Raw genomic sequence first — 20,120 nt, 5'->3', positions numbered from 1 at the left:
GCGGCTCAGTCTCTCTTCAGGGGCCTCAGGACAGCCGCGAGCCGCTGACCCCTCGGAGGCTTGTAAGAGGTGCAGGGCTGGACACACAGGTGGCTGACGCCCCGGCTGGCTTTCCGGACAGCGCGAAAGTACTGCCGCTCTTGCCTGAAGGTGGCAGAACCGCCGTCAGATCACCGTGGCGGTCCCCGACCGGCCGCCCGAGTGCACCGATCGAGTGAACCCGACGCTAGGAAGCGGTCGGCGGCTGGGCTTCGGTGCCGCCCTCAACGCCAGAGACAGGGCGGTCGGGCGCAGAACTGGCGGAGCCGTCGGCAGAACTCGGCGCGGACGGACCCTGGGGCGAGTCCGCAGGAGCGGTCGCGGTCTGCCCCTGGGGCGAGTCCGCAGGAACGGTCGCGGTCTGTCCCTGGGGCGAGTCTGCGGGAACGGTCGCGGGCCGGCCCTGTCCCTCGTGGAGGCCGGAAGGGGGCTGGCCCGCGGGAGCGGCTGCGGGTTGAGCCTGCGGGCGGGCGTAGGGCGAGTGCGGGTCGGCGAGCGGAAGCTGTGCGGCCGTCGGCGTCGAGGGTTCCGGAGGCGCGAAGGGCGAGTCCGGCGCGTGACCCGCCGGCCGGGCGTAGAAGGAATGGTCCGTCGCCGGGTGGGTCTGAGCGGAATTCGGCCCGGGGTCGGACCCGGGAGCGGGCGCCTCGTAACTGACACCCGGATAGCCCGGCCCGCCCGTGTAGCCGCCGGGCGGGTGAGGCACGGCCGGCTCCCAGGTGCTGGGGTAACCGCCGGGCACCGTGGACGGCCCACTCGGAGGTGTCGCGGGATAGCTACCGGGGTGCCCGGCTCCCGGATAGCCGACGGCCGGCGGGGCGAGGCCCGGGGCGGGATAGCCGGTCGGGGCCTGGGCAACGCCGGGGGCACCGTAGCCGGGGTAGGGCATGCCGTAGGCCTGCTGGGGAACCGTGGGCGCGGCGGGGCGGCGGAAGAAGGCCCGGGGCGCCGTGAGGACGAGGATGCCCACCACGGCGTACCCGAGGATCTGGGCCACCGAGAGGCCGGTGTTGGTGCCGAGCCAGCCGCCCGGGTAGGCCTCGCTCAACTGCCCGCCCAGCGACAACGGAACGCTGTCGCCACTGCGCTGGGCCACGACCGTCAGGATGCTTCCGATGCCGCCGAGCAGGCCGAGGGCACAGACGACCAGGGTCGCGATGCGGGCCACGTTGCTGCCGCGGCGCAGGGAGAGGCCGATCACCACGAACAGCGCGAAGGCGATGACCGCCAGGGCCATCGCGATCGCGGCGCCCAGCCAGACGACGGCTACGTAATACTCCGGGTCGTTGTCGCCGGTGAAGCCCGACCCGCCGCCGGCGACCTCGCGGAAGCGGCTGACCGTGCCGGGCACGACGGCCAGCGTCGCGATGGCATAGATCAGCCCGACGCCCGCCATCAACCACAGTAGGGCGGCGGCCACCGTCACCGCCGGCGGCCGGCCGGACGGCGAGGCCGGCGGCGCGGCCGCGATCGGCGGCGGCTGGACTGGGTACGACATCGACGACTCCCCGCGGTGATCCGTTGCGCCGAACCTACCCGGCGGTCACGGCGAGCGGAGAGTGAACCCGGTCAGGCCGGGTCGGTCGGCGGCTTCGGAGGGTTCGGCTCGTTCGTCGGCGGCGGCGCGAACGGGTCGGCGGGCGGCGGGGTCGTCTCCTGGCCGGGATAGGGCGGCAGCCCCGGAGCCGGCTGCCCAGGCTGGCCCTGCTGACCCGGGTATTGCGAAGGCTGACCGGGGTACGAGGGGCCGGGCGAAGGCTGACCGGGGTAGGGCGGGTAGGGCGACCCAGGAGCAGGCTGACCAGGGTAGGAACCACCAGCAGCACCGGGGTAACCGGGCTGCCCCTGGTAGCCACCCTGCGGCGCCGGATAGCCGGGCACCCCCGGGTAAGGCGGCGCCGTCGGGTCCCACCCACCGGCCGCCGGCTTCCGGAAGAAGTCGTTGGCGGCCGGCAACGCGAGCAGGATCACCGTTCCCAGGATCGCGAGCAGTGCGATCACCGACAGCGTCGTGGTGATCGGCTCGAACCAGGACGGCTGCGCCGCCTCGAGCTGCCGCTGCAGTTCGGCGTCGCTCGGGGCGCCGGTCGTGGTGCCGGTGTCGAACGAGCTGACCAGGGCCGTACCGCCGAGGCCGACGCCGAAGCAGCAGAGCGCGAGGCCGCCGATGACCCAGGTCACGATGCGGGCCGCGTTCTTGCCGCGGCCGTCGAGGATGCCGAGCACGACGAACCCCGCCCCGAGCAGCAGGTTGATCACCGCGCCGCCGATGAAGGTGAACGACACGATCGACTCGAAGCCGTCGACCTCGGTGCCGGCGTACGCGTCTCGCACTGCCTCGGTGATGCGGCCGGCGATGCTGAAGGTGAGCACCGCGTTCAGCGCTTGAACGGCGGCCACGGCATAGAGCAGATAGACCGCGACGGTGACGACGGTCGGACGCGCTCGCGCCGCGGGCGCCGGGTAGCCGGGTGCCGGATAACTCGGAACGGTCACAGTGCCCCCAACAGAATGCCCGAAATCTAGATCCATTCACGGTATCGGTAGGCCGCCAACTCCGCGACAGCCATTCAAATCCGGCAAATCTATGGCAGCATCGGGCGAAGATGACCGAAATATCCATAAATAGGTCGCTCGTTCAGGGGGCGGCGCGGGTACGCGTCGGTCCCTACACTTTCAGCCGTGGCACCGACGCGGCAGCACAACGCTTCCCCGGTGCCCCCTGCCCGCACGAGTCGCCCGCCCCGCGGAGATACCGCCTGGGCCGAGGCAGACCGTCACAGCCGGGCAACTGTCCCGATACGCCAGCCGCGTGACCACACCGCGGCGGCCCCAGACCTGTTAAGGACCGGTGACTCCCATGCCCCACGCCGACACTCTGACCGTCGTTCACCATGACGACTCGAGGACCCGATTCAAGGACGTCCGATATCAGCTCCACCGTGACGGCATCCGCATCTGGTCCGACGAGGGGGAACAGGTCGTCACCGACGTCCTGATGACCCAGGCCTACCGGCAGCGGCCGGCCACAACTTAAGAGCCACCGAAAGGGGGTCCCGGGTCGACAGACCCAGGACCCCTTTTCCGTACGTAAGTCAGGCTCGCGAAACCTGCAGTCCGTCTTTGCCGTCGCCCAGGTCGGCCACGACCGTGTCGCCGTCCCGGATCTCGCCGGCCAGCAGCGCCTTGGCCAGCCCGTCCCCGATCGTCGACTGCACGAGCCGCCGCAGGGGCCGGGCGCCATAGATCGGGTCGTACCCGTGCTCGCCCAGCCAGTCGATCGCGGCGGGCGTCACCTCGAGGCTGAGCCGCCGTTCGGCGAGCCGGGAGCGCAGCCGGCCGAGCTGGATGTCGACGATCGCGTTCAGGTTCTGCCGGGTCAGGGCGTGGAAGACCACGATGTCGTCGAGCCGGTTGAGGAACTCGGGCTTGAAGTGGCCCCGCACCACGGCGAGCACCTCGTCCCGCCGTTCCTCGTCGCCCATAGTGATGTCGGCGGTCTGCGAGCCCAGGTTCGAGGTGAGCACCAGGATCGCGTTGCGGAAGTCGACCGTGCGGCCCTGCCCGTCGGTGAGCCGCCCGTCGTCGAGCACCTGCAGCAGCACGTCGAAGACGTCCGGGTGCGCCTTCTCGACCTCGTCGAGCAGTACCACGCTGTAGGGCCGGCGCCGCACGGCCTCGGTGAGCTGGCCCCCCTCCTCGTAGCCGACGTACCCGGGCGGCGCGCCGACGAGCCGCGCGACCGAGTGCTTTTCGCCGTACTCGCTCATGTCGATGCGGACCATGGCCCGCTCGTCGTCGAAGAGGAACCCGGCCAGGGCCTTGGCCAGCTCGGTCTTGCCGACGCCGGTGGGGCCGAGGAAGAGGAAGCTGCCGGTGGGGCGGTCGGGGTCGGCGATGCCGGCCCGGGCGCGGCGGACCGCGCTGGCCACCGCGGCGACCGCCTCGGCCTGGCCGACCACCTTGTCGCGCAGGGACTCCTCCATGCGCAGCAGCTTGGCGGTCTCGCCCTCCATCATCCGGCCGGCCGGAATGCCGGTCCACGACGAGATGACCTCGGCGATGTCGTCGGCGCCTACCTCTTCCTTGACCATGGGCGGCTCGGCCGCGGTCTCCTCGTCGGCCGCCGCCGCGGTGGCCAGCTCCGACTCGAGGCGGGGAATCTCCTGGTACTGCAGGCGCGAGGCGGTCTCCCACTCGGCGTCACGCTGTGCGCGTTCGAGCGAGGCCTTGACCTCGTCGAGCTGCTTCTTGATCTCACCGACCCGGTTGAGGCCGCCGCGCTCACGTTCCCAGCGCGCGTTGAGGGCGGTCAGTTCTTCCTCGCGGTCGGCGAGGTCGCGGTCGAGGCGGGCCAGGCGGTCGCGGGAGGCCGGGTCGGTCTCCTTCTCGAGGGCCAGCTTCTCGATGCGCATGCGGTCGACCTGGCGCTGGAGCTGGTCGAGCTCGACCGGACGGGAGTCGATCTCCATGCGGAGCCGGGACGCGGCTTCGTCGATCAGGTCGATCGCCTTGTCGGGCAGGAAGCGGTCACTGATGTAGCGGTCGGACAGCGAGGCGGCCGCGACCAGGGCGGCATCGGTGATCTGCACTCGGTGGTGGGCCTCGTAGCGGCCCTTGAGACCGCGCAGGATGCCGATGGTGTCCTCAACCGTCGGCTCGCCGACCACGACCGGCTGGAAACGCCGCTCGAGGGCCGGGTCCTTCTCGATGTGCTCGCGGTACTCGTCGAGGGTGGTCGCGCCGACCATGCGCAGCTCGCCGCGGGCCAGCATCGGCTTGAGCATGTTGCCGGCGTCCATCGAGCCCTCGCCCTTGCCGGCGCCGACGACGGTGTGCAGCTCGTCGAGGAAGGTGACGACCTGGCCGTTGGAATTGCGGATCTCCTCGAGGACGCTTTTGAGCCGCTCCTCGAACTGGCCGCGGTACTGCGCGCCGGCGACCATCGCGCCGAGGTCGAGCGAGACCAGCTTCTTGTCGCGCAGCGTCTCGGGCACGTCGCCGGCCACGATGCGCTGGGCCAGGCCCTCGACGATCGCGGTCTTGCCGACGCCCGGCTCGCCGATCAGCACCGGGTTGTTCTTGGTGCGGCGGGAGAGCACCTGCACGACGCGGCGGATCTCGGCGTCCCGGCCGATGACCGGGTCGATCTTGCCGTCGCGGGCCAGCTCGGTCAGGTCGACGCTGTATTTCTCCAGCGCCTTGTAGGTCTGCTCGGGGTCGGTGGTGGTCACCCGGCGCTCCCCGCCGCGCACCTGCGGGAACGCGGCGACCAGGGCCTCCTCGGTGGCGCCGACGTCCTTGAGCGCCTTGCCGACCGCGCCGCCGACCCGGGCCAGGCCGGCCAGCAGGTGCTCGGTCGAGATGTATTCGTCGCCGAGCGGCTGGGCGATCAGCTCGGCCTCGCCGATCGCGTTCACGAACTCGCGCGAGAGGCTGGGCTCGGCCGTGCTCGAGCCGCGGGCCGAGGGCAACGACTCGACGGAGCGCAACGCGACCCGGCGTACGTCAGCGGGGTTGGCCCCCACCGCGCGCAGCAGAGCCGGGGCCGTGGAGCCGCCGGTGTCCAGCAAAGAAAGCAGCATGTGCCACGGCTCGACGGTGGCGTGGCCGCGCCGTCCGGCGTCGGCGACCGCCCCCGTGATCACGTCGCGGCTCTTGGTGGTCAAACGTTCGGCGTTCATGTGCTCCCCTGATCGACTGCCAAACAAGCTCACCCAAACAGGCTCACCACAGAGTTGAGCGTATTCCACTCAACTCTATGCCCGCAGCGCCACAACGACAAAGAGGGGCCGTGACGGTGCCCACGAGAAGATCCAGAGGACCGGAAGGCGTCGTACCGTAGCGAATCATGCCCGTACCACCCCCGGCGCACGGCAAAGTGTCGCGGCGCCTGATCCCGCTCGCCCTGATCTTCATCGCGGTCGGCATCGGCACCTCCTTCGTCGGCCCGTTCCTCGCCCTTTTCCTCAGCGACGGCATCCATGCCGGCCCGGTCAAGACCACCGTCTTCCTCGTGGTGACGCCGCTCGCCGGCGTGTTCGCCTCGTGGCTCGTCGGCCGCATCTCGGACCGTCGCCCGATCCGGCGCAAGCTGCTGCTGATCGCCGCGCTGGCCGGTCTGGCCGGGGCCGCGCTCACCGCCGTCGTGCGTGACTACTGGGTGCTGTTCGGACTCACGATCACGCTCACCGCCCTGGCCGGCACCCTTTTCCCACAGGCTTTCGCGTACGCCCGTCAGGTGCTGCGCCAGGGCGATCCGAAGCATGCCGCGATGGGGATGAGCTCGCTACGCATGCTCTTCTCGGTGGCGTGGGTCGCCGGGCCGCCGCTGGCCGCGTTCCTGCTCGCCGACGGCGGCTTCGCCTACACGTACGGCCTGGTCGCGGTCATGTACGGCATCGCCGCGCTGATCGTGCTGCGCTGGCTGCCCGAGGCGGGTGGCCCGGCCGGTCACGCCGAGCCCGTCGAACTGCGTACGCCCGAGGCCCCGCGCTCGACGATCTTCCTGCTGGTCGTCGGGTTCACCGTCGTGCAGACCTCGATGGCGCTCGGCGTACAGGCGATGCCCCTGTTCATCAGCACCGAGCTGGGCGGCACGATCGGCCAGGCCGGATTGGTGCTCGGGCTGTGCGCGGCTTTGGAGATCCCGTTGCTGCTCGGCTTCGGCGCGCTCGGCGCCCGGGTGCCGCTGCGCACGCTGATCCTGATCGGTGTGGGCTTCGGCATCGCCTATCAGGCGGTCGCGGTCAGCGCGGGCTCGGTCGGGGTGTTGGCCGGGGCGCAGGTCCTCAACGCGATCTTCATCGCCGCCGTCGGCGGGTTGAACATCACCTATATGCAGGACCTGATGCCGGGCCATCCGGGGCGGGCCACGACGCTGATCACCAATACGTTCCCGATCGGCCAGATCCTGGCCGCGCCGGCGTTCGGCCTGGCTCAGCACTTCGACTTCCGGTTGGCGTACGCGGTGAATCTGGGTCTTTGCGTGCTCGGCCTGCTGCTCATGGTCGTCGCCCGCCGCGCCCGGCGAATCGTCCCGGAAGTGCGGGAGCAACCACTGCTGGCCGGAAGCCTGTGACTGCTGCGTTACGGTGGTGATCGTGCGCGTAAGGGTGGAACAGACTCCGCTGCCGGGAATCGGCGTCCGACATGACCTGGTGACGTCCTCGGGGCGCACGGTGGGCGTGGTCTCGCACCGCAACGGCCGCCGCGACCTGGTGCTTTACGACGTGGACGACCCCGACGCCTGCCTCGCCTCGATCCCGCTGACCGACGACGAGGCCGAGGCGCTGGCCGACGTGCTGGGCGCCTCACTCATGCTCGGGCAGCTCGCCGGGCTGCGCCAGCAGGCGTCCGGTCTGCTCACCGAGCAGATCGCCCTGCCCGCCGGCTCGCCCTTCGTGGGCCGCAAGCTGGGCGACACCCGCGCGCGCACCCGCACCAGCTCGTCGATCGTCGCCGTCATGCGCGACCGCGAGGTCATCGCGTCCCCCGGCCCCGACTTCGTCTTCGAGGCGAACGACGTGGTCGTCGCGGTCGGCACCCGTCAGGGTCTGGACGGTGTCTCCGCCATCCTGGCCGGCGACGCCGACGGCTGAGAGCGTTGCGTAACCGCGGCGCCGAACCGAGGAATAAGAGCAGCTGATGCACGACACGACGATCCTCCTCATCGAGGTCGGCGCGTTGCTCTTCGCGCTCGGGATGCTCGGCCGGCTGGGCCGTCGCGTCGGTCTCTCGCCCATCCCGCTCTACCTGCTGGCCGGCCTCGCCTTCGGGCACGGCGGCATCATCCCGCTCTCCGCGAGCGAGGAGTTCATCGAGGTCGGCGCGTCCATCGGCGTCATCCTCCTGCTGGTCATGCTGGGTCTCGAATACTCGGCCAGCGAGCTCGTCGGCAACCTGCGCGCCGCGGCTCCGGCCGGGCTGCTCGACGCGGTGTTCAACGCCGTGCCCGGGGCCGCCTTCGCGTTCATCATGGGCTGGGACTGGCGGGCCGCCCTGGTGCTGGCCGGCATCACCTGGGTCTCGTCCTCCGGCGTGATCGCCAAGGTGCTCGGCGACCTCGGCCGGCTCGGTAACCGCGAGACGCCGGTGATCCTCTCGGTGCTGGTCATCGAGGACCTCGCGATGGCGTTCTACCTGCCCCTGGTCACCGCCGTCCTGGCTGGGGTGGGCCTGCTGGGCGGGGCCAAGGCGCTGGGCGTCGCCGTCGTCACCGTCGTCGCGGTCCTGGTCGTGGCCATCCGCTACGGCCGCCAGATCAGCGCTCTCATCTCGGCCAAGGACGCCGAGGCGCTGCTGCTCGGCGTCTTCGGCCTGACCCTGTTCGTGGCCGGCGTGGCCGAGGAGCTCAACGTCTCGGCCGCGGTCGGCGCGTTCCTCGTCGGCATCGCGATCTCGGGACCGGTGGCCCACCACGCGACCCAGATGCTGTCCCCGCTGCGCGACCTGTTCGCGGCGGTCTTCTTCGTCTTCTTCGGGCTCTCCACCGACCCGACCGACATCCCGCCCGTGCTGCTGCCGGCGCTGGCCCTGGCCGTGGTCACGGCGCTGACCAAGGTGGCGACCGGCTTCCTCGCCGCGCGCCGGGTCGGCATCGCGTTGCCCGGCCGGCTGCGCGCGGGGCTCGCGCTCGTGCCGCGCGGGGAGTTCTCGATCGTCATCGCCGGGCTGGCCGTCGCGTCGGGGGTCGAACCTCGGCTCGCCCCGCTCGCCACGGCGTACGTCTTGATCACAGTCGTGGCCGGCCCACTGCTCGCCCGGATGCCCGATTACGAGTGGTTCAAGACCTTTATCCGCAGGTGGCGCCAGCCCTCGCGGTCGTCGAACCGGCCCCTGATCGCCGAAGAATGATCATGATGCTGCTTAAAGCTACTGACCGGTATCCGATTGTGAGGTCTTGACACTTCCGTAGGACCTTGCTGGCGCGCTACCGTTCCCTCCCGACAACTACGTGTTATCGGACTTTCTCGGGCGGCGACGTGACAGTGCGTGAGTCGACATTCTTCGGGTTCGCCAACCCGGTCGATCCTCGACCGGAAGAGATCCAGGCGTGGGCCTACCATCCTGAAGCCGTGCCGTTGAGCAGCATGCCTCCCGACTGGGACCTGCTGATCTCCGGCGACGTGCTCGCACCCACCCTTTTCGAGCTGGCGATGGACCGACAATGTCCGGCCCGCCGCTTCGCCCAGCACTGCATGTACATCTACGCCGCCGACGGCGTCCGGCAGAACGCGACCGGCCAGCGCAAACGCCGGCTGAAGAAGTTCGTCGAGCGGGCCGAGGAGGTCGGCGACGAGCCGATGTCGATCTGGGCGCACAACTGCCGCGTCCTGATGAGCCGCCCCGAGATCTTCGACTACTCGGATTGGATCGAAGGCGGCCTGGTCCGCAACCCCAGACGCCTAGGGCTGTTCAACCGGCGCTGAACACAGAGGACGGCCCCGCTTTCGCGGGGCCGTCCTGTAGTTACCGGTCGGAAGAGCGCCGGGGGCGCCAGACGACCAGGGCCGTCGAGTGGCGTTCCTGGCGGACCAGGTCCCCTCCGCCGTACGGGCTCTCGAGCTGGGCGATCCGGGCGTAGGCCTCGGAGAGCCGCTGCTCGAGGTCCTGCACGCGCTGCTCGAGGTCGCCGACCATCTGCTCCAGGCCGATGATGCGCTTGATCCCGGCCAGGTTGACGCCCTCCTCCTGGCTGAGCTTCTGCACCTCACGCAGCAACGCGACGTCCCGCTCGCTGTAGCGACGACCGCCACCGCCCGTCCGGCCCGGCTGCACGAGTCCGAGCCGGTCGTACTGCCGCAGCGTCTGCGGGTGCATCCCAGCGAGGCGAGCCGCGACCGAGATGATCAAAACTTTCGCGTCGGAGGTCTGCTCGACCGAGATGCGAATCTCCTCATGCATGTGCCCCTCCTGACCTCAGTCTCAACTACTCCGGCGCACCCGGTCCTCGAGCCGCTCCCGCCCGGCCGGCGGGGTCAGCTTGGAAAAACGTTCGAGCGCGTCGCGGGCTTCCCCCGTGACACCGTCGGGCACCTGCACGTCGACCGTGACGATCAGGTCTCCGGGTGGTCCGTCCTTGCGGGTCACTCCCTTGCCGCGCGCCCGCAGCTTGCGGCCGCTCGGCGTGCCCGGCGGCACCCGCAGGGTGACCGGGCCGTCCAGCGTCGGCACGCGCAGATCGGTGCCGAGCACCGATTCCGCGATCGTGACCGGCACCACCAGGGTCAGGTCGTCCCCGGTGCGTCCGAACAGGTCGTCGGGCCGCACCTTGACCTGCACGAACAGGTCGCCCGCGGGCCCGCCCCGATCGCCCGGCTCACCGCGGCCGCTGAGCCGGATGCGCTGGCCGTCGGCGACCCCGGACGGGAACCGGACGTTGATCGTGCGGGCCTTGGTGACCCCGCCCGTGCCCCGGCACTCCGGGCACTTCTGTTCGACGATCGTCCCCGCGCCCTGGCAGTCGCGGCACGGCTCCGAGAAGCTGAACGAGCCCTGGTTGCGGGAGATGAGGCCGCTGCCCTGACACTGCGGACAGGTGCGCGGCGAGGTGCCGGGCGCGGCGCCGTTGCCGTGGCAGGTCTCGCACTCACCCGCCGAGCGCAGCGTGAGGGGCAGTGTCGTGCCCTTCACCGCCTGGGGGAAGTCGAGCGTCACCTCGGTCTCGACGTCGCGGCCGCGGCGCGGTCCGCCCCGCCGTGCGGCGCCACCGCCCGGGCCGCCGCCCGAGAAGATCGAGCTGAATATGTCGGAGAACCCGGCCCCGCCGAAGCGCTTGTCACCGGCCGCGCCGCCCGCCGCGCCGGCCCCGCTGAACCCGCCGAACAGGTCGGACGGGTCGAACTGGGTGCCGGTGCCGGAGCGGGCGCCCCGGCGGAACGCGCCGGAGCCGAACAGCGAGCGCATCTCGTCGTACTCTTTGCGCTTCTTGTCGTCCGACAGCACGTCGTACGCCTCGGAGGCGGCCTTGAACTTCTCCTCCGCCTCCTGGTTTCCGGGGTTCCGGTCCGGGTGCAGATCGCGGGCGAGCTTCCGGTAGGCCTTCTTGATCTCGTCGGCCGGAGCGGACTTGGGCACGCCGAGAACGGCATAGAAGTCCTTCTCGAGCCAGTCCTTCGAGCTCATCCCGCCTCCCCCCTCCTGCGGCAGGTCCCGCCCACCGCGATGCGGTGGGCGGGACGAACGTGTGAGATCACTCCGGGTCGGCGACCGCGACCATGGCCGGTCGCAACAGCCGCTCGCCCAGCGTGTATCCGCGGCGCATGACCTCGACGCAGGTCGGCTCGGTGACGTCCGCGGACGTCTGGTGAGCGACCGCCTCGTGGCGGTTGGGGTCGAACGGGTCGCCCTTCTCGCCGAAGGGCACCAGCCCGAGCTTGCCCGTCACGGTGGTCAGCGACTCGGCCACCGAGGCGAACGGACCCGACAGGTCGCCGTGCTCGCGTGCCCGGTCGATGTCGTCGAGCACCGGCAGCAGCGCGGTCAGGACCGCACCGGTCGTCTGCTCGGCCGCCGCGCCCCGGTCGCGGTCGACCCGCTTGCGGTAGTTGGCGTACTCGGCGGTCACGCGCTGCAGGTCGTGGGTCCGCTCCTCGAGGTCGGTCCGCAGCGCCTCGAGCTCGGCGCCGAGACCGGGCTTGGACTCCTCGGGCTGAGCGGCCTGAGGGGTCTCCTGCTCGGGCTCGGCCGCCCGGTGGGCGCCGACCTGGGCCTTGCCCTTGGCCGCGGGGGCCTTGGACTCAGCCTTGGGATCGATCTTGCGGCGGTCCCGGATGACGACCCGCTCGGTCGCCTGACCGTCGTTCTCGTCGTCCGTGGCACTCACTTCTTGTCGTCCTCCACGATCTCGGCGTCGACGACGTCGTCGTTGCCACCGGCCTTCGGCCCCGCGTTCGACGCACCGGCCGGGCCCTCGGAACCGGCCGCGCCGGGCGCCTCGGTCCCGTCGGGGCCGGGAGCCGCCTGGGTGCCGTCGCCCTGCGAGTAGAGCTGGGAACCGGCCTCCTGGGAGACCTGTGACAGACGCTCGTGCGCCGACTTGATCTTCTCGATGTCGGTGCCGCCGAGCGCGCCACGCAGCTCGCCCAGCGCCTCGCCGATCTTGTTCTTGCTGTCCTCGGGCAGCTTGTCGCCGCTCTCGGCCAGGAACTTCTCGGTCTGCCACTGCAGCTGCTCGGCCAGGTTGCGGGTCTCCGCGTCGTCGCGGCGCTTCTTGTCCTCGTCGGCGTGGTCCTGCGCGTCGCGCATCATGCGCTCGATGTCGTCCTTCGGCAGCGCGGAGCCGCCGGTGATCGTCATCTTCTGCTCCTTGCCCGTGCCCAGGTCCTTGGCGGACACGTGCACGATGCCGTTCGCGTCGATGTCGAAGGAGACCTCGATCTGCGGCACGTTGCGCGGGGCGGGGGCGATGCCGCTGAGCTCGAAGGTGCCGAGCTTCTTGTTGTACGCCGCCATCTCGCGCTCGCCCTGGTACACCTGGATCAGCACGGAGGGCTGGTTGTCCTCAGCCGTCGTGTAGACCTCGGAGCGGTGCGCCGGGATGGTCGTGTTGCGCTCGACCAGCTTGTGCATGATGCCGCCCTTGGTCTCGATGCCCAGGGACAGCGGGGTGACGTCGAGGAGCAGAACGTCCTTGACCTCGCCCTTGAGCACGCCGGCCTGCAGAGCGGCGCCGACCGCGACGACCTCGTCCGGGTTGACGCCCTTGTTGGCGTCCTTGCCGGTCATGCTCTTGACGAGCTCGGCGACCGCCGGCATGCGGGTCGAGCCGCCGACGAGAATGACGTGGTCGACGTCGGCGAGCTTGACGTCGGCGTCCTTGATCGCAGACTCGAACGGGCCCTTGCAGCGGTCGAGCAGGTCCTGCGTCATGCGCTGGAACTCGGCGCGCGACAGCGACATGTCGAGGTGCAGCGGGCCGTCGGGGCCGGCCGTGATGTACGGCAGGTTGATGCTGGTGGTGGTGGCGGCGGAGAGCTCGATCTTCGCCTTCTCGGCGGCCTCACGCAGACGCTGGAGAGCCATCTTGTCGGAGCCGAGGTCGATGCCGTGCTCGCCGCGGAACGTCTTGACCAGGTGGTCGATGACCCGCTGGTCCCAGTCGTCGCCGCCGAGGTGGTTGTCACCCGAGGTCGACTTGACCTCGATGACGCCGTCGCCCAGCTCGAGCAGCGAGACGTCGAAGGTGCCGCCGCCGAGGTCGAAGACCAGGACGGTCTGCTCCTTGGAGCCCTTGTCGAGCCCGTACGCCAGGGCGGCGGCGGTGGGCTCGTTGACGATCCGCAGGACGTTGAGGCCGGCGATCTCGCCCGCCTCCTTGGTGGCCTGGCGCTGCGCGTCGTTGAAGTAGGCCGGGACGGTGATGACCGCGTCCGTGACCGTCTCGCCGAGGTAGGCCTCGGAGTCGCGCTTCAGCTTCATCAGGACCCGCGCCGAGATCTCCTGCGGGGTGTACTTCTTGCCGTCGATGTCGATCGACCAGTTCGTGCCGACCTCGCGCTTCACCGAGCGGATGGTCCGGTCAGGATTGGTCACCGCCTGACGCTTCGCGACCTCACCGACGAGCACCTCACCGTTACGGGCGAAGGCGACGATGGACGGGGTGGTCCGTGAGCCCTCCGCGTTGGCGATTACGGTGGGCTCGCCTCCTTCCAGAACGCTGACGCAGGAGTTCGTGGTGCCGAGGTCGATACCGACCGCACGTGCCATGGTGTTCCTCGCTTCTTACATGCTCGGCTTCGATACAAGGTTGAGTGGAACCGACTCAATGATGCCACGGGCGCGCACGACGTCAAGTCGAAGTTGAGTCGACCCGGCGCAACTACCGCCGGTTTGCCCCCGCGTCGGCAGTTCGACAGATACCTGTCCGGTCACGGCATACCGGCACCTGTTGTTCTGCACCAATTGATACGGCACTCTTTACCCGTGACGACCCACGGTGACGCGGTGGGGCAAGCGGCCCTGTCCGCCGCACCCGCCGCCACGCGAGCGCCCGACCCGGTTTCCAGCAGCGGCTCAGCGGAGAAGAAAGAGCAGGTCAGCGCCATGACCGCCGAGGCCGTGGACCACACTGATCGTACGGATTCCGCCGTGTCCCGTCAGCCACATGAGGCAGGTCCTCCGCAGGAGCCCGGCGCCGAGATCACCGCGCCGGCGCCCGACGCCGCCCTCGTTCCGGCCGGGCCACGTCCGGCCGATCTCGGCGAGGCCGACGCGCTTGTCGCCGCGACGGTCACGGCCGAACCCTCACCCGCCGTCCGCAGGCTGTCCGAGGCGCTCGCCGAACTACGCGGTGTGATCGGCGACACGTCCTATCCGCTCGTCATGCCCTCGGCCGAGGAGGCTGAGCGGGTCGGCACGGCCCTGGTCACGCAGCTCGACGACTACCTGCTGCCGCGCCTCGCCCGGCTCGACGCCCCGCTGCTGGTCGTCGTGGGCGGCTCCACCGGCGCGGGCAAGTCGACGCTGGTCAACAGCCTGGTACGCGCCCCCGTCAGCACGGCCGGCGTGCTGCGCCCGACCACCCGCTCGCCGGTGCTGGTCAGCAACCCGGCCGACCTGCCGTGGTTCCAACAGGGACAGTTGCTGCCCGGCCTGGTGCGCACCCGCGAGGCCAGCAACGAGCCCACCGCGCTGCAACTCGTCGCGGCCCCCGCGCTCGGCGCCGGCCTGGCCCTGCTGGACGCGCCCGACATCGACTCGGTGGTCGAGGGCAACCGCAAACTCGCCGCGCAGTTGCTCGCGGCCGCCGATCTGTGGCTGTTCGTGACCACCGCGGCCCGCTACGCCGACGCCGTGCCGTGGGAACTGCTCACCACCGCGCGGCTGCGCGGCACCGTGATCGCCCTGGTCCTCGACCGGGTGCCCGCCGAGGCCACGGCCGAGATCGCCACTCACCTGCAAGACATGCTCAACGTTCGCGACCTGGGCGCCGCGCCACTGTTCGTGCTGCCCGAGACCCAGCTCGACGGTCAGGGCCTGATCGGCGAAGACGTGATCGGCCCCCTGCACGACTGGTTCGGCCGGCTCGCCGCCGACGCCACCGCCCGCGCCGCGGTGGTACGCCAGACGCTCGACGGAGCACTCATGTCGTTGGCCCCGGCCGTGGCCGGCCTGGCCGACGCGGCCGACGAGCAGGCCGTCGCGTCCAAGGCGCTGAGCGACCGCGTCACCGCCGCCTATCGCACCGGCCGGCAGACGATGGGCGACGGCCTGCGCGACGGCCGCCTGCTGCGCGGCGAGGTGCTGGCCCGCTGGCAAGAGTTCGTCGGCACCGGCGAGTTCCTCAAAACCCTCGAGAACAAGGTCGGCCAGTTGCGCGACCGGTTCGTCTCGGCGCTCACCGGCCGCCCCCTACCCGGACGCAACCTGCAGGCCGCGCTCGAGTCCCAGCTCGTCACGCTGCTGCGGGGCATCGCGGCCGACGCGGCCGAGCAGGCGTCGGCGGCCTGGCAGGCCCACCCGGCCGGTGCGGCCCTGCTCGACGCCGATCTGCAACGACCCTCGGCCGACCTGCCCGACCGCGCCGACCGCATGGTGCGCGACTGGCAGCAGTGGGTGCTCGGCCTGGTGCGAGCCGAGGGAGCGGAAAAGCGGGTGGTGGCGCGCGGCGCGGCCTACGCGATCAACGGCGCCGGGCTGGCCGTCATGATCGCCGTCTTCACCTCGACCGCCTTCATCCCCACCGGGCTCGAGGTGGCTGCCGGTGCCGGCAGCGCGGTGGCCGCCCAGAAGGTGCTCGAGGCGATCTTCGGCGACCAGGCCATCCGCACGCTCGCCACCCAGGCCCGCGAAGATCTGCTGCTGCGGGTCGGCAAGCTGCTCGACGAAGAGGCCGCACGGTTCACCGACCGGCTCGCGGCCGTCGGCCTGGCCGAGGAACCGGGGGCCCTCCTGCGGCAAGCCGCGGCCGCCGTGGAGACTTCCCGTAGCGAACTCGCCCTGACGGGGAGCGCGACGTGAGCTTGATCGAGAAGGTGCGCGAGGCGATGGCGGGCGACGACCGGGTGGACGCCGAGCGGCTGGTGCTGCGGCTCGAGGCGCTGAGCCGATTCCTGCGCCTGGTCGACCCCTACCTGCCCGACAGCGGCCTGGTCGCCGCCCACACGCTGGTCGAGCGGGCCGGCAACCGGCTTTCCCTTTCGCGCGACCACACCGTCGTCGCTCTGGCCGGCAGCACCGGCAGCGGCAAGTCCAGCCTGTTCAACGCCCTGGCCCGGCTCAAACTGTCGCCGGTCGGCGTGCGGCGGCCGACGACCGGGGTGGCGCACGCCTGTGTCTGGGGCCCGCTCGAGCCGGCCAACCAGCTCCTCGACTGGGTCGGCGTGCTGCCGCGGCACCGGTTCATGCGCGAGAGCGCGCTCGACGGTGACGACGAGGCCTCGCTGCGTGGGCTCGTGCTGCTCGACCTGCCCGACTTCGATTCGGTCGAGCGCGGTCACCGGCTCGAGGTCGACCGCCTCCTCGGCCTGGTCGACCTGATCGTCTGGGTGGTCGACCCGCAGAAATACGGCGACCGGATCCTGCACCAGGCCTACCTGTCGCAGTTCCGCTCGCACGCCGCGGTCACGGTCGTGGTGCTCAACCAGGCTGACCGGCTGTCCACTCAAGACACCGAGCTGGTGCTAGGCGACCTCAAGCGGCTGCTCGGCGACGACGGCCTGGGTGAGGCACCGGTGCTGGCGACCTCGGCGAAGCAGCCCGGCATGCTGTCCGACCTGCGCGGCTCGCTCGAGACCACGGTCGCCGACCGGCAGGCCGCCCTGCGCCGCCTGGCCGGCGATCTCGACTCCGTCGGCGGGCCACTGACCAGCATGATCGGGCCGCCCGCGGCCGAAGACGAGGTTGACCGCGCCACCGTGCGCCAGCTCACCGACGCGCTGGCCGCCTCGGCCGGGGTCACCGCGGTGGCCGACGCGGCCGCCGGCGCCTACCGTCACCGGGCTGCGGCCGCCACCGGCTGGCCGCTGACCCGCGGGCTGCGCCGCCTGCGTCCCGACCCGCTACGCCGTCTGCACCTCGACACCAAGCCGGCTGACGCGAAGTCAGCCGACGCGAAACCGGCCGAGGCCGACGCGATCTCCACCGACATCGTCCCGCGCACGTCGCTGCCCGAGGCCGACGCGGCCCAGAAATCGGCGGTCGGCCTGGCCGTGCGCGCGGTCTCGAACCGGGCGGCCGCACCCCTGCCCGACGTGTGGAAACCCGCGCTGGCCACCGCTGCTCGATCCCGATCGGCCGACCTGCCCGACGCGCTCGACCGCGCCGTCGGAAAGACCGACCTGGGCCTCGACAAGACGCCGCTCTGGTGGCGGGCGGCCGGCTGGCTGCACTGGCTGTTCCTCGCGGCCGCCGTGGCCGGGCTGGGCTGGCTCATCCTCGGTTACGGGCTGCGCCTGCTCGGACTGCCCGAACTGGACAATCCGCAGCTCGGCGTCGTTCCGTTGCCGACCGTGCTGTTCGTCGGCGGCCTGGTCCTCGGCGTGCTGCTGTGGCTGATCCTGCGCCCGATCGTGCAGTGGGGAGCCAACCGGGCGCGGCGACGGGCCGAACAGCGGCTGCGGGCCTCGGTGACCGAGGTCGGCCGCGAATATGTCGTCGCCCCCGTGCGCGAAGTGCTGAACGCTTACGCACAGGCGCGTGAAGCTCTCACCGCCGTGCGTTCGTAGTAGTCCCAGCACGCACCGTGGCGGGTAGGCTCGCGGCATGCCGGCACCACAGACTCCGTACGAGGCGGTCCTGCACGCGGCCCGCGACGTGGCGAAGCTCGACTGCGCGCTGGATGCCGAGATGCTCGGCACCGCCCTGCTGGGCAGCGTCTACGCCGTGGCCCACGACGACCGGGCCGCGGGTGTGCGCGCCTTCGTCGGCGATTTCCTGTCGGCGACGACCCGCCGCCGCACGGCCTCCGCGACCACTATCCGTGAGGTCTTCGCTACTCTCGTGCCCGACGCCGAGGGCACCGGGCAGGTGCGACCGGGCGCCCAGGCCCCGTCGTGGACGGCGCAACTGGGCCGGGTGCGCCCGACGGGCTGCTACGCCTACGGCGACGTCTACGGCGACCAGACGTCCTATCTGGCCACCTTCGCCTACGACGACGAGGAAGCCGGCGGCCCCGAGCACGCGGTCGTCGCCCTCGTCGACCACAACATCGGCATCGCCAAGGACGTCTTCGTCGGCGCCTCGGCCGAGCGCATCCTCGAGCAGGTGCGCCAGATGTGCGCCGACGACGACCTCACCTGGTTCCGCGAGGAAGATCCGGGCCGCCTGCGCGGCGAGGTCGCCCGTCACCTCGAGATCACCGACGAGCTGACCGACCTGCCCTCCGAGGGCTCCCTCGCGACCGACCGGGCGCTGGCCGGCGCGCGGCTGGCCCTGTTGCCCTCGGCGACCACGCCGCCGCTGGCCGAGCCGCCCACGCCGGCCGGCTCCGCCCTGGTCCGTGACTTCCTGGCCTCGCCCGAGGCGGCCCGTTTCGGGCTCGACCGGGTGCACGCCGACGACGAACTCGCCTCGCTGCACTTCTGCCTGAGCCTGATCCTCGACCACGCGGCGAGCCTGCCCGACCCCGACCCGCTGCGCTGGAGTCCGGCGGTGGCGGGGCTCTTCCTGCTCGACTGGGTGCACCGTCGCGCCGTGCTCGACATGGACGACGCCGCGATGCTTCCCCGCGTGACCCGCGCCTGGTCGTCCTACGCGCTGCGCCGTCGCGACCTGCCCGAGGCCGCCGCCGAGCAGACCGACGCCGTCGTCGAAGAGATGATCCCCGAGTTCGCGCGTCTCTACGCGACCGGCGAGAAGCGCAGCCCGGCGACCGCGGCCGTGGCCCAGCTCATCTCCGAGGGCGTCGACCCCAACGACGCTGACGCCATCGACGCCTGGATCGAGGCCAACCGCCACCGCCTCGACGGGCCGTAGGGCCCGCTCACCAGCGGCCGGAAAGATCCTCGCTGTGCTCGGCGTGATGGCGGCCGACCCGGGAGCTGCGTTGCTGGGCCGGCGTCTGGTCGTCGGCGTGGTGCATGCTGCTCGCCCTGTGGCTGCCCCGGTAGGAGCGGTTCTGGTTCTCCTCCGAGCGGGCCTCGGGGATGACCCGGTGCGCGTAGTTGCCGCTGTTGGCGTGGCTGCGCTCGAGGATCGCGGTCGGTCGGATGTTGTGCGGGCGTTCGGCCACAGTTGACCTCCGGCTGTGTTCGGACCGGTCTCGGGACCGGTGACGGGCTACGGAACGGTGGGTCTTCCGGTTCTGCTTGTTCTCCTCGCACCGGCGCTGCCGGTCGGAATGCTCGCCCTCGCCTGACGGCGGTTCCTCGCCGTCGGGCGGGCGTGGGTCCTCGTCGTCGCCCGACGGCTGTTCCTCGTCGTCGGCCGGCACGTCGGGCAGGTCGGGGTTCGACGGCAGCCCGGCGCGGCTCCACTGGTCGCGCGGGGGCGTCTCGAGCTCGGCCGGCTCGTCAGGCACCGGCGGCAATCCCGGAACCACCGGCTTGCGTACGCCACCGGGCCGTCCGGGAGTGGCCGGGCGGGCGGCCCGGGCCGCGCGGTTGCTGGTGTTCACCGGGTGGTCGACGTCGGCGGCGCGAGTGCCTCCGCGGCCACTCCGTCGTGGCCTGTCCTCACCGGAGCCTCCGGCCGGGGTCCGGGCCCGCGAATCGCTGTCGTCGCGGCGGTCGGGGGCGGGGGTGCCGGTCCCGGCCGGCTTTCGCTTGCCTGCCTGACCGAGCAACTTCCCCACCCGTACGGCGGCATCTGCGGTCTTGGAGGCGCCCTGTGCCGATCCGCCGGTGGGATCCGGCGCGGGCGACGAGGACGGGGGCCGTTGCTGGACCGGGCCGGACGCGGTCGGCGGCAGGAAAGGGATGTCCATCGTGTCCGTACGACCGCCCGACAGCTCTCGCGAGCCCACCGTGATCGCGGCCAGGGTCGGCACCGACGCGAGCCCCACCAGCATCGCTACGATCAGGACGTAGCGACGCGTAGGACCGGAGAACCCGGCGTCCGCCCGGTACACCCCGTTCAGACGCTTGCGCATCACCCTGATCGGCGGCACGAGGTCGTCTTCGCGCTGGTCCGGCACGCCG

General features: G+C 71.2%; 16 protein-coding genes. 8 read left to right on the top strand and 8 right to left on the bottom strand.

Translation table 11 applies throughout. The annotated features are described in order from the left end of the window. Positions 1-226 precede the first annotated feature (226 nt). Together EER30_RS35695 and EER30_RS35690 are read right to left on the bottom strand one after the other, a co-directional pair. Entirely contained in the window at positions 227-1,537 is a 1,311-nt protein-coding gene (locus EER30_RS35695; RefSeq protein ID WP_127505327.1) for a hypothetical protein, read from the bottom strand. Positions 1,538-1,608: 71 nt separating this feature from the next. Beyond that, on the bottom strand, positions 1,609-2,535 hold the full coding sequence (locus EER30_RS35690) for a hypothetical protein (RefSeq protein WP_205650558.1): 927 nt from the start codon (positions 2,533-2,535) through the stop codon (positions 1,609-1,611). Between the two features lie 364 nt (positions 2,536-2,899). On the opposite strand from EER30_RS35690, the gene EER30_RS47490 reads away from it, so the two are divergent. Continuing rightward, a complete protein-coding gene (locus EER30_RS47490; protein WP_164842598.1) occupies positions 2,900-3,076 on the top strand; it encodes a hypothetical protein in 177 nt (58 codons plus the stop codon). A gap of 58 nt (positions 3,077-3,134) precedes the next feature. On the opposite strand, the gene clpB is transcribed toward EER30_RS47490, so the two are convergent. Continuing rightward, on the bottom strand, positions 3,135-5,723 hold the full coding sequence (clpB, locus tag EER30_RS35685) for an ATP-dependent chaperone ClpB (protein WP_127505325.1): 2,589 nt from the start codon (positions 5,721-5,723) through the stop codon (positions 3,135-3,137). 167 nt (positions 5,724-5,890) lie between these two features. On the opposite strand from clpB, the gene EER30_RS35680 reads away from it, so the two are divergent. The 4 genes from EER30_RS35680 (at position 5,891) to EER30_RS35665 (ending at position 9,470) form a co-directional block, all read left to right on the top strand. Beyond that, positions 5,891-7,120 (top strand): sugar efflux transporter, encoded by a 1,230-nt coding sequence (locus EER30_RS35680; RefSeq protein ID WP_127505323.1) that lies wholly within the window; start codon positions 5,891-5,893, stop codon positions 7,118-7,120. A 22-nt stretch (positions 7,121-7,142) separates the two neighbouring features. Continuing rightward, positions 7,143-7,640 (top strand): cation:proton antiporter regulatory subunit, encoded by a 498-nt coding sequence (locus tag EER30_RS35675; protein ID WP_127505321.1) that lies wholly within the window; start codon positions 7,143-7,145, stop codon positions 7,638-7,640. Between the two features lie 46 nt (positions 7,641-7,686). After that, the gene (locus EER30_RS35670) at positions 7,687-8,895 is read left to right on the top strand and encodes a cation:proton antiporter (RefSeq protein ID WP_127505319.1); all 1,209 of its coding nucleotides are present in this window, start codon (positions 7,687-7,689) and stop codon (positions 8,893-8,895) included. A 128-nt stretch (positions 8,896-9,023) separates the two neighbouring features. Further along, on the top strand, positions 9,024-9,470 hold the full coding sequence (locus EER30_RS35665) for a hypothetical protein (protein ID WP_127505317.1): 447 nt from the start codon (positions 9,024-9,026) through the stop codon (positions 9,468-9,470). 40 nt (positions 9,471-9,510) lie between these two features. Here the strand turns inward: EER30_RS35665 and EER30_RS35660 are convergent, their stop codons facing one another. From EER30_RS35660 to dnaK, 4 genes are all read right to left on the bottom strand, one after another. After that, positions 9,511-9,945 carry a heat shock protein transcriptional repressor HspR gene (locus tag EER30_RS35660; protein WP_127505315.1) on the bottom strand — a complete coding sequence of 145 codons (435 nt, stop codon included), beginning with the start codon at positions 9,943-9,945 and terminating at the stop codon, positions 9,511-9,513. Between the two features lie 21 nt (positions 9,946-9,966). Beyond that, positions 9,967-11,166, bottom strand: coding sequence for a molecular chaperone DnaJ (gene dnaJ, locus EER30_RS35655; protein ID WP_127505313.1), 1,200 nt, complete (start codon positions 11,164-11,166; stop codon positions 9,967-9,969). Positions 11,167-11,233: 67 nt separating this feature from the next. Further along, positions 11,234-11,866: a nucleotide exchange factor GrpE gene (gene grpE / locus EER30_RS35650; protein ID WP_127505311.1), complete on the bottom strand. Its 633-nt coding sequence runs from the start codon at positions 11,864-11,866 to the stop codon at positions 11,234-11,236. After that, positions 11,863-13,749 (bottom strand): molecular chaperone DnaK, encoded by a 1,887-nt coding sequence (gene dnaK / locus EER30_RS35645; protein WP_127505309.1) that lies wholly within the window; start codon positions 13,747-13,749, stop codon positions 11,863-11,865. The genes grpE and dnaK overlap by 4 nt, the downstream gene beginning before the upstream one ends. A gap of 216 nt (positions 13,750-13,965) precedes the next feature. Here dnaK and EER30_RS35640 point away from each other — a divergent pair, with 216 nt between their 5' ends. Genes EER30_RS35640 through EER30_RS35630 form a run of 3 tightly spaced genes read left to right on the top strand, consistent with a single transcriptional unit; the run spans position 13,966 to position 18,957 of the window. Further along, on the top strand, positions 13,966-16,002 hold the full coding sequence (locus EER30_RS35640) for a GTPase domain-containing protein (RefSeq protein WP_432417585.1): 2,037 nt from the start codon (positions 13,966-13,968) through the stop codon (positions 16,000-16,002). A gap of 26 nt (positions 16,003-16,028) precedes the next feature. Next, positions 16,029-17,708 carry a GTPase gene (locus tag EER30_RS35635; RefSeq protein ID WP_127505406.1) on the top strand — a complete coding sequence of 560 codons (1,680 nt, stop codon included), beginning with the start codon at positions 16,029-16,031 and terminating at the stop codon, positions 17,706-17,708. A 37-nt stretch (positions 17,709-17,745) separates the two neighbouring features. Beyond that, positions 17,746-18,957 carry a hypothetical protein gene (locus EER30_RS35630; RefSeq protein ID WP_127505307.1) on the top strand — a complete coding sequence of 404 codons (1,212 nt, stop codon included), beginning with the start codon at positions 17,746-17,748 and terminating at the stop codon, positions 18,955-18,957. A gap of 7 nt (positions 18,958-18,964) precedes the next feature. Here the strand turns inward: EER30_RS35630 and EER30_RS35625 are convergent, their stop codons facing one another. Beyond that, positions 18,965-20,116: a hypothetical protein gene (locus EER30_RS35625; protein ID WP_127505305.1), complete on the bottom strand. Its 1,152-nt coding sequence runs from the start codon at positions 20,114-20,116 to the stop codon at positions 18,965-18,967. Positions 20,117-20,120: the final 4 nt, after the last annotated feature.

This window comes from Actinoplanes solisilvae (assembly GCF_003999975.1).
GTDB classification, from domain to species: Bacteria; Actinomycetota; Actinomycetes; order Mycobacteriales; family Micromonosporaceae; genus Actinoplanes; species Actinoplanes solisilvae.
The sequence above is the reverse complement of the archived record's forward strand: the minus strand, read 5'-3'. Positions and strand labels throughout refer to the sequence as shown.

Coding starts and splice junctions, on each gene's coding strand:
- EER30_RS35695 (WP_127505327.1), bottom strand. CDS start 1,537: ATGTCGTACCCAGTCCAGCCGCCGCCGATCGCGGCCGCGCCGCCGGCC.
- EER30_RS47490 (WP_164842598.1), top strand. CDS start 2,900: ATGCCCCACGCCGACACTCTGACCGTCGTTCACCATGACGACTCGAGG.
- clpB (WP_127505325.1), bottom strand. CDS start 5,723: ATGAACGCCGAACGTTTGACCACCAAGAGCCGCGACGTGATCACGGGG.
- EER30_RS35680 (WP_127505323.1), top strand. CDS start 5,891: ATGCCCGTACCACCCCCGGCGCACGGCAAAGTGTCGCGGCGCCTGATC.
- EER30_RS35670 (WP_127505319.1), top strand. CDS start 7,687: ATGCACGACACGACGATCCTCCTCATCGAGGTCGGCGCGTTGCTCTTC.
- EER30_RS35660 (WP_127505315.1), bottom strand. CDS start 9,945: ATGCATGAGGAGATTCGCATCTCGGTCGAGCAGACCTCCGACGCGAAA.
- dnaJ (WP_127505313.1), bottom strand. CDS start 11,166: ATGAGCTCGAAGGACTGGCTCGAGAAGGACTTCTATGCCGTTCTCGGC.
- dnaK (WP_127505309.1), bottom strand. CDS start 13,749: ATGGCACGTGCGGTCGGTATCGACCTCGGCACCACGAACTCCTGCGTC.
- EER30_RS35635 (WP_127505406.1), top strand. CDS start 16,029: ATGGCGGGCGACGACCGGGTGGACGCCGAGCGGCTGGTGCTGCGGCTC.
- EER30_RS35630 (WP_127505307.1), top strand. CDS start 17,746: ATGCCGGCACCACAGACTCCGTACGAGGCGGTCCTGCACGCGGCCCGC.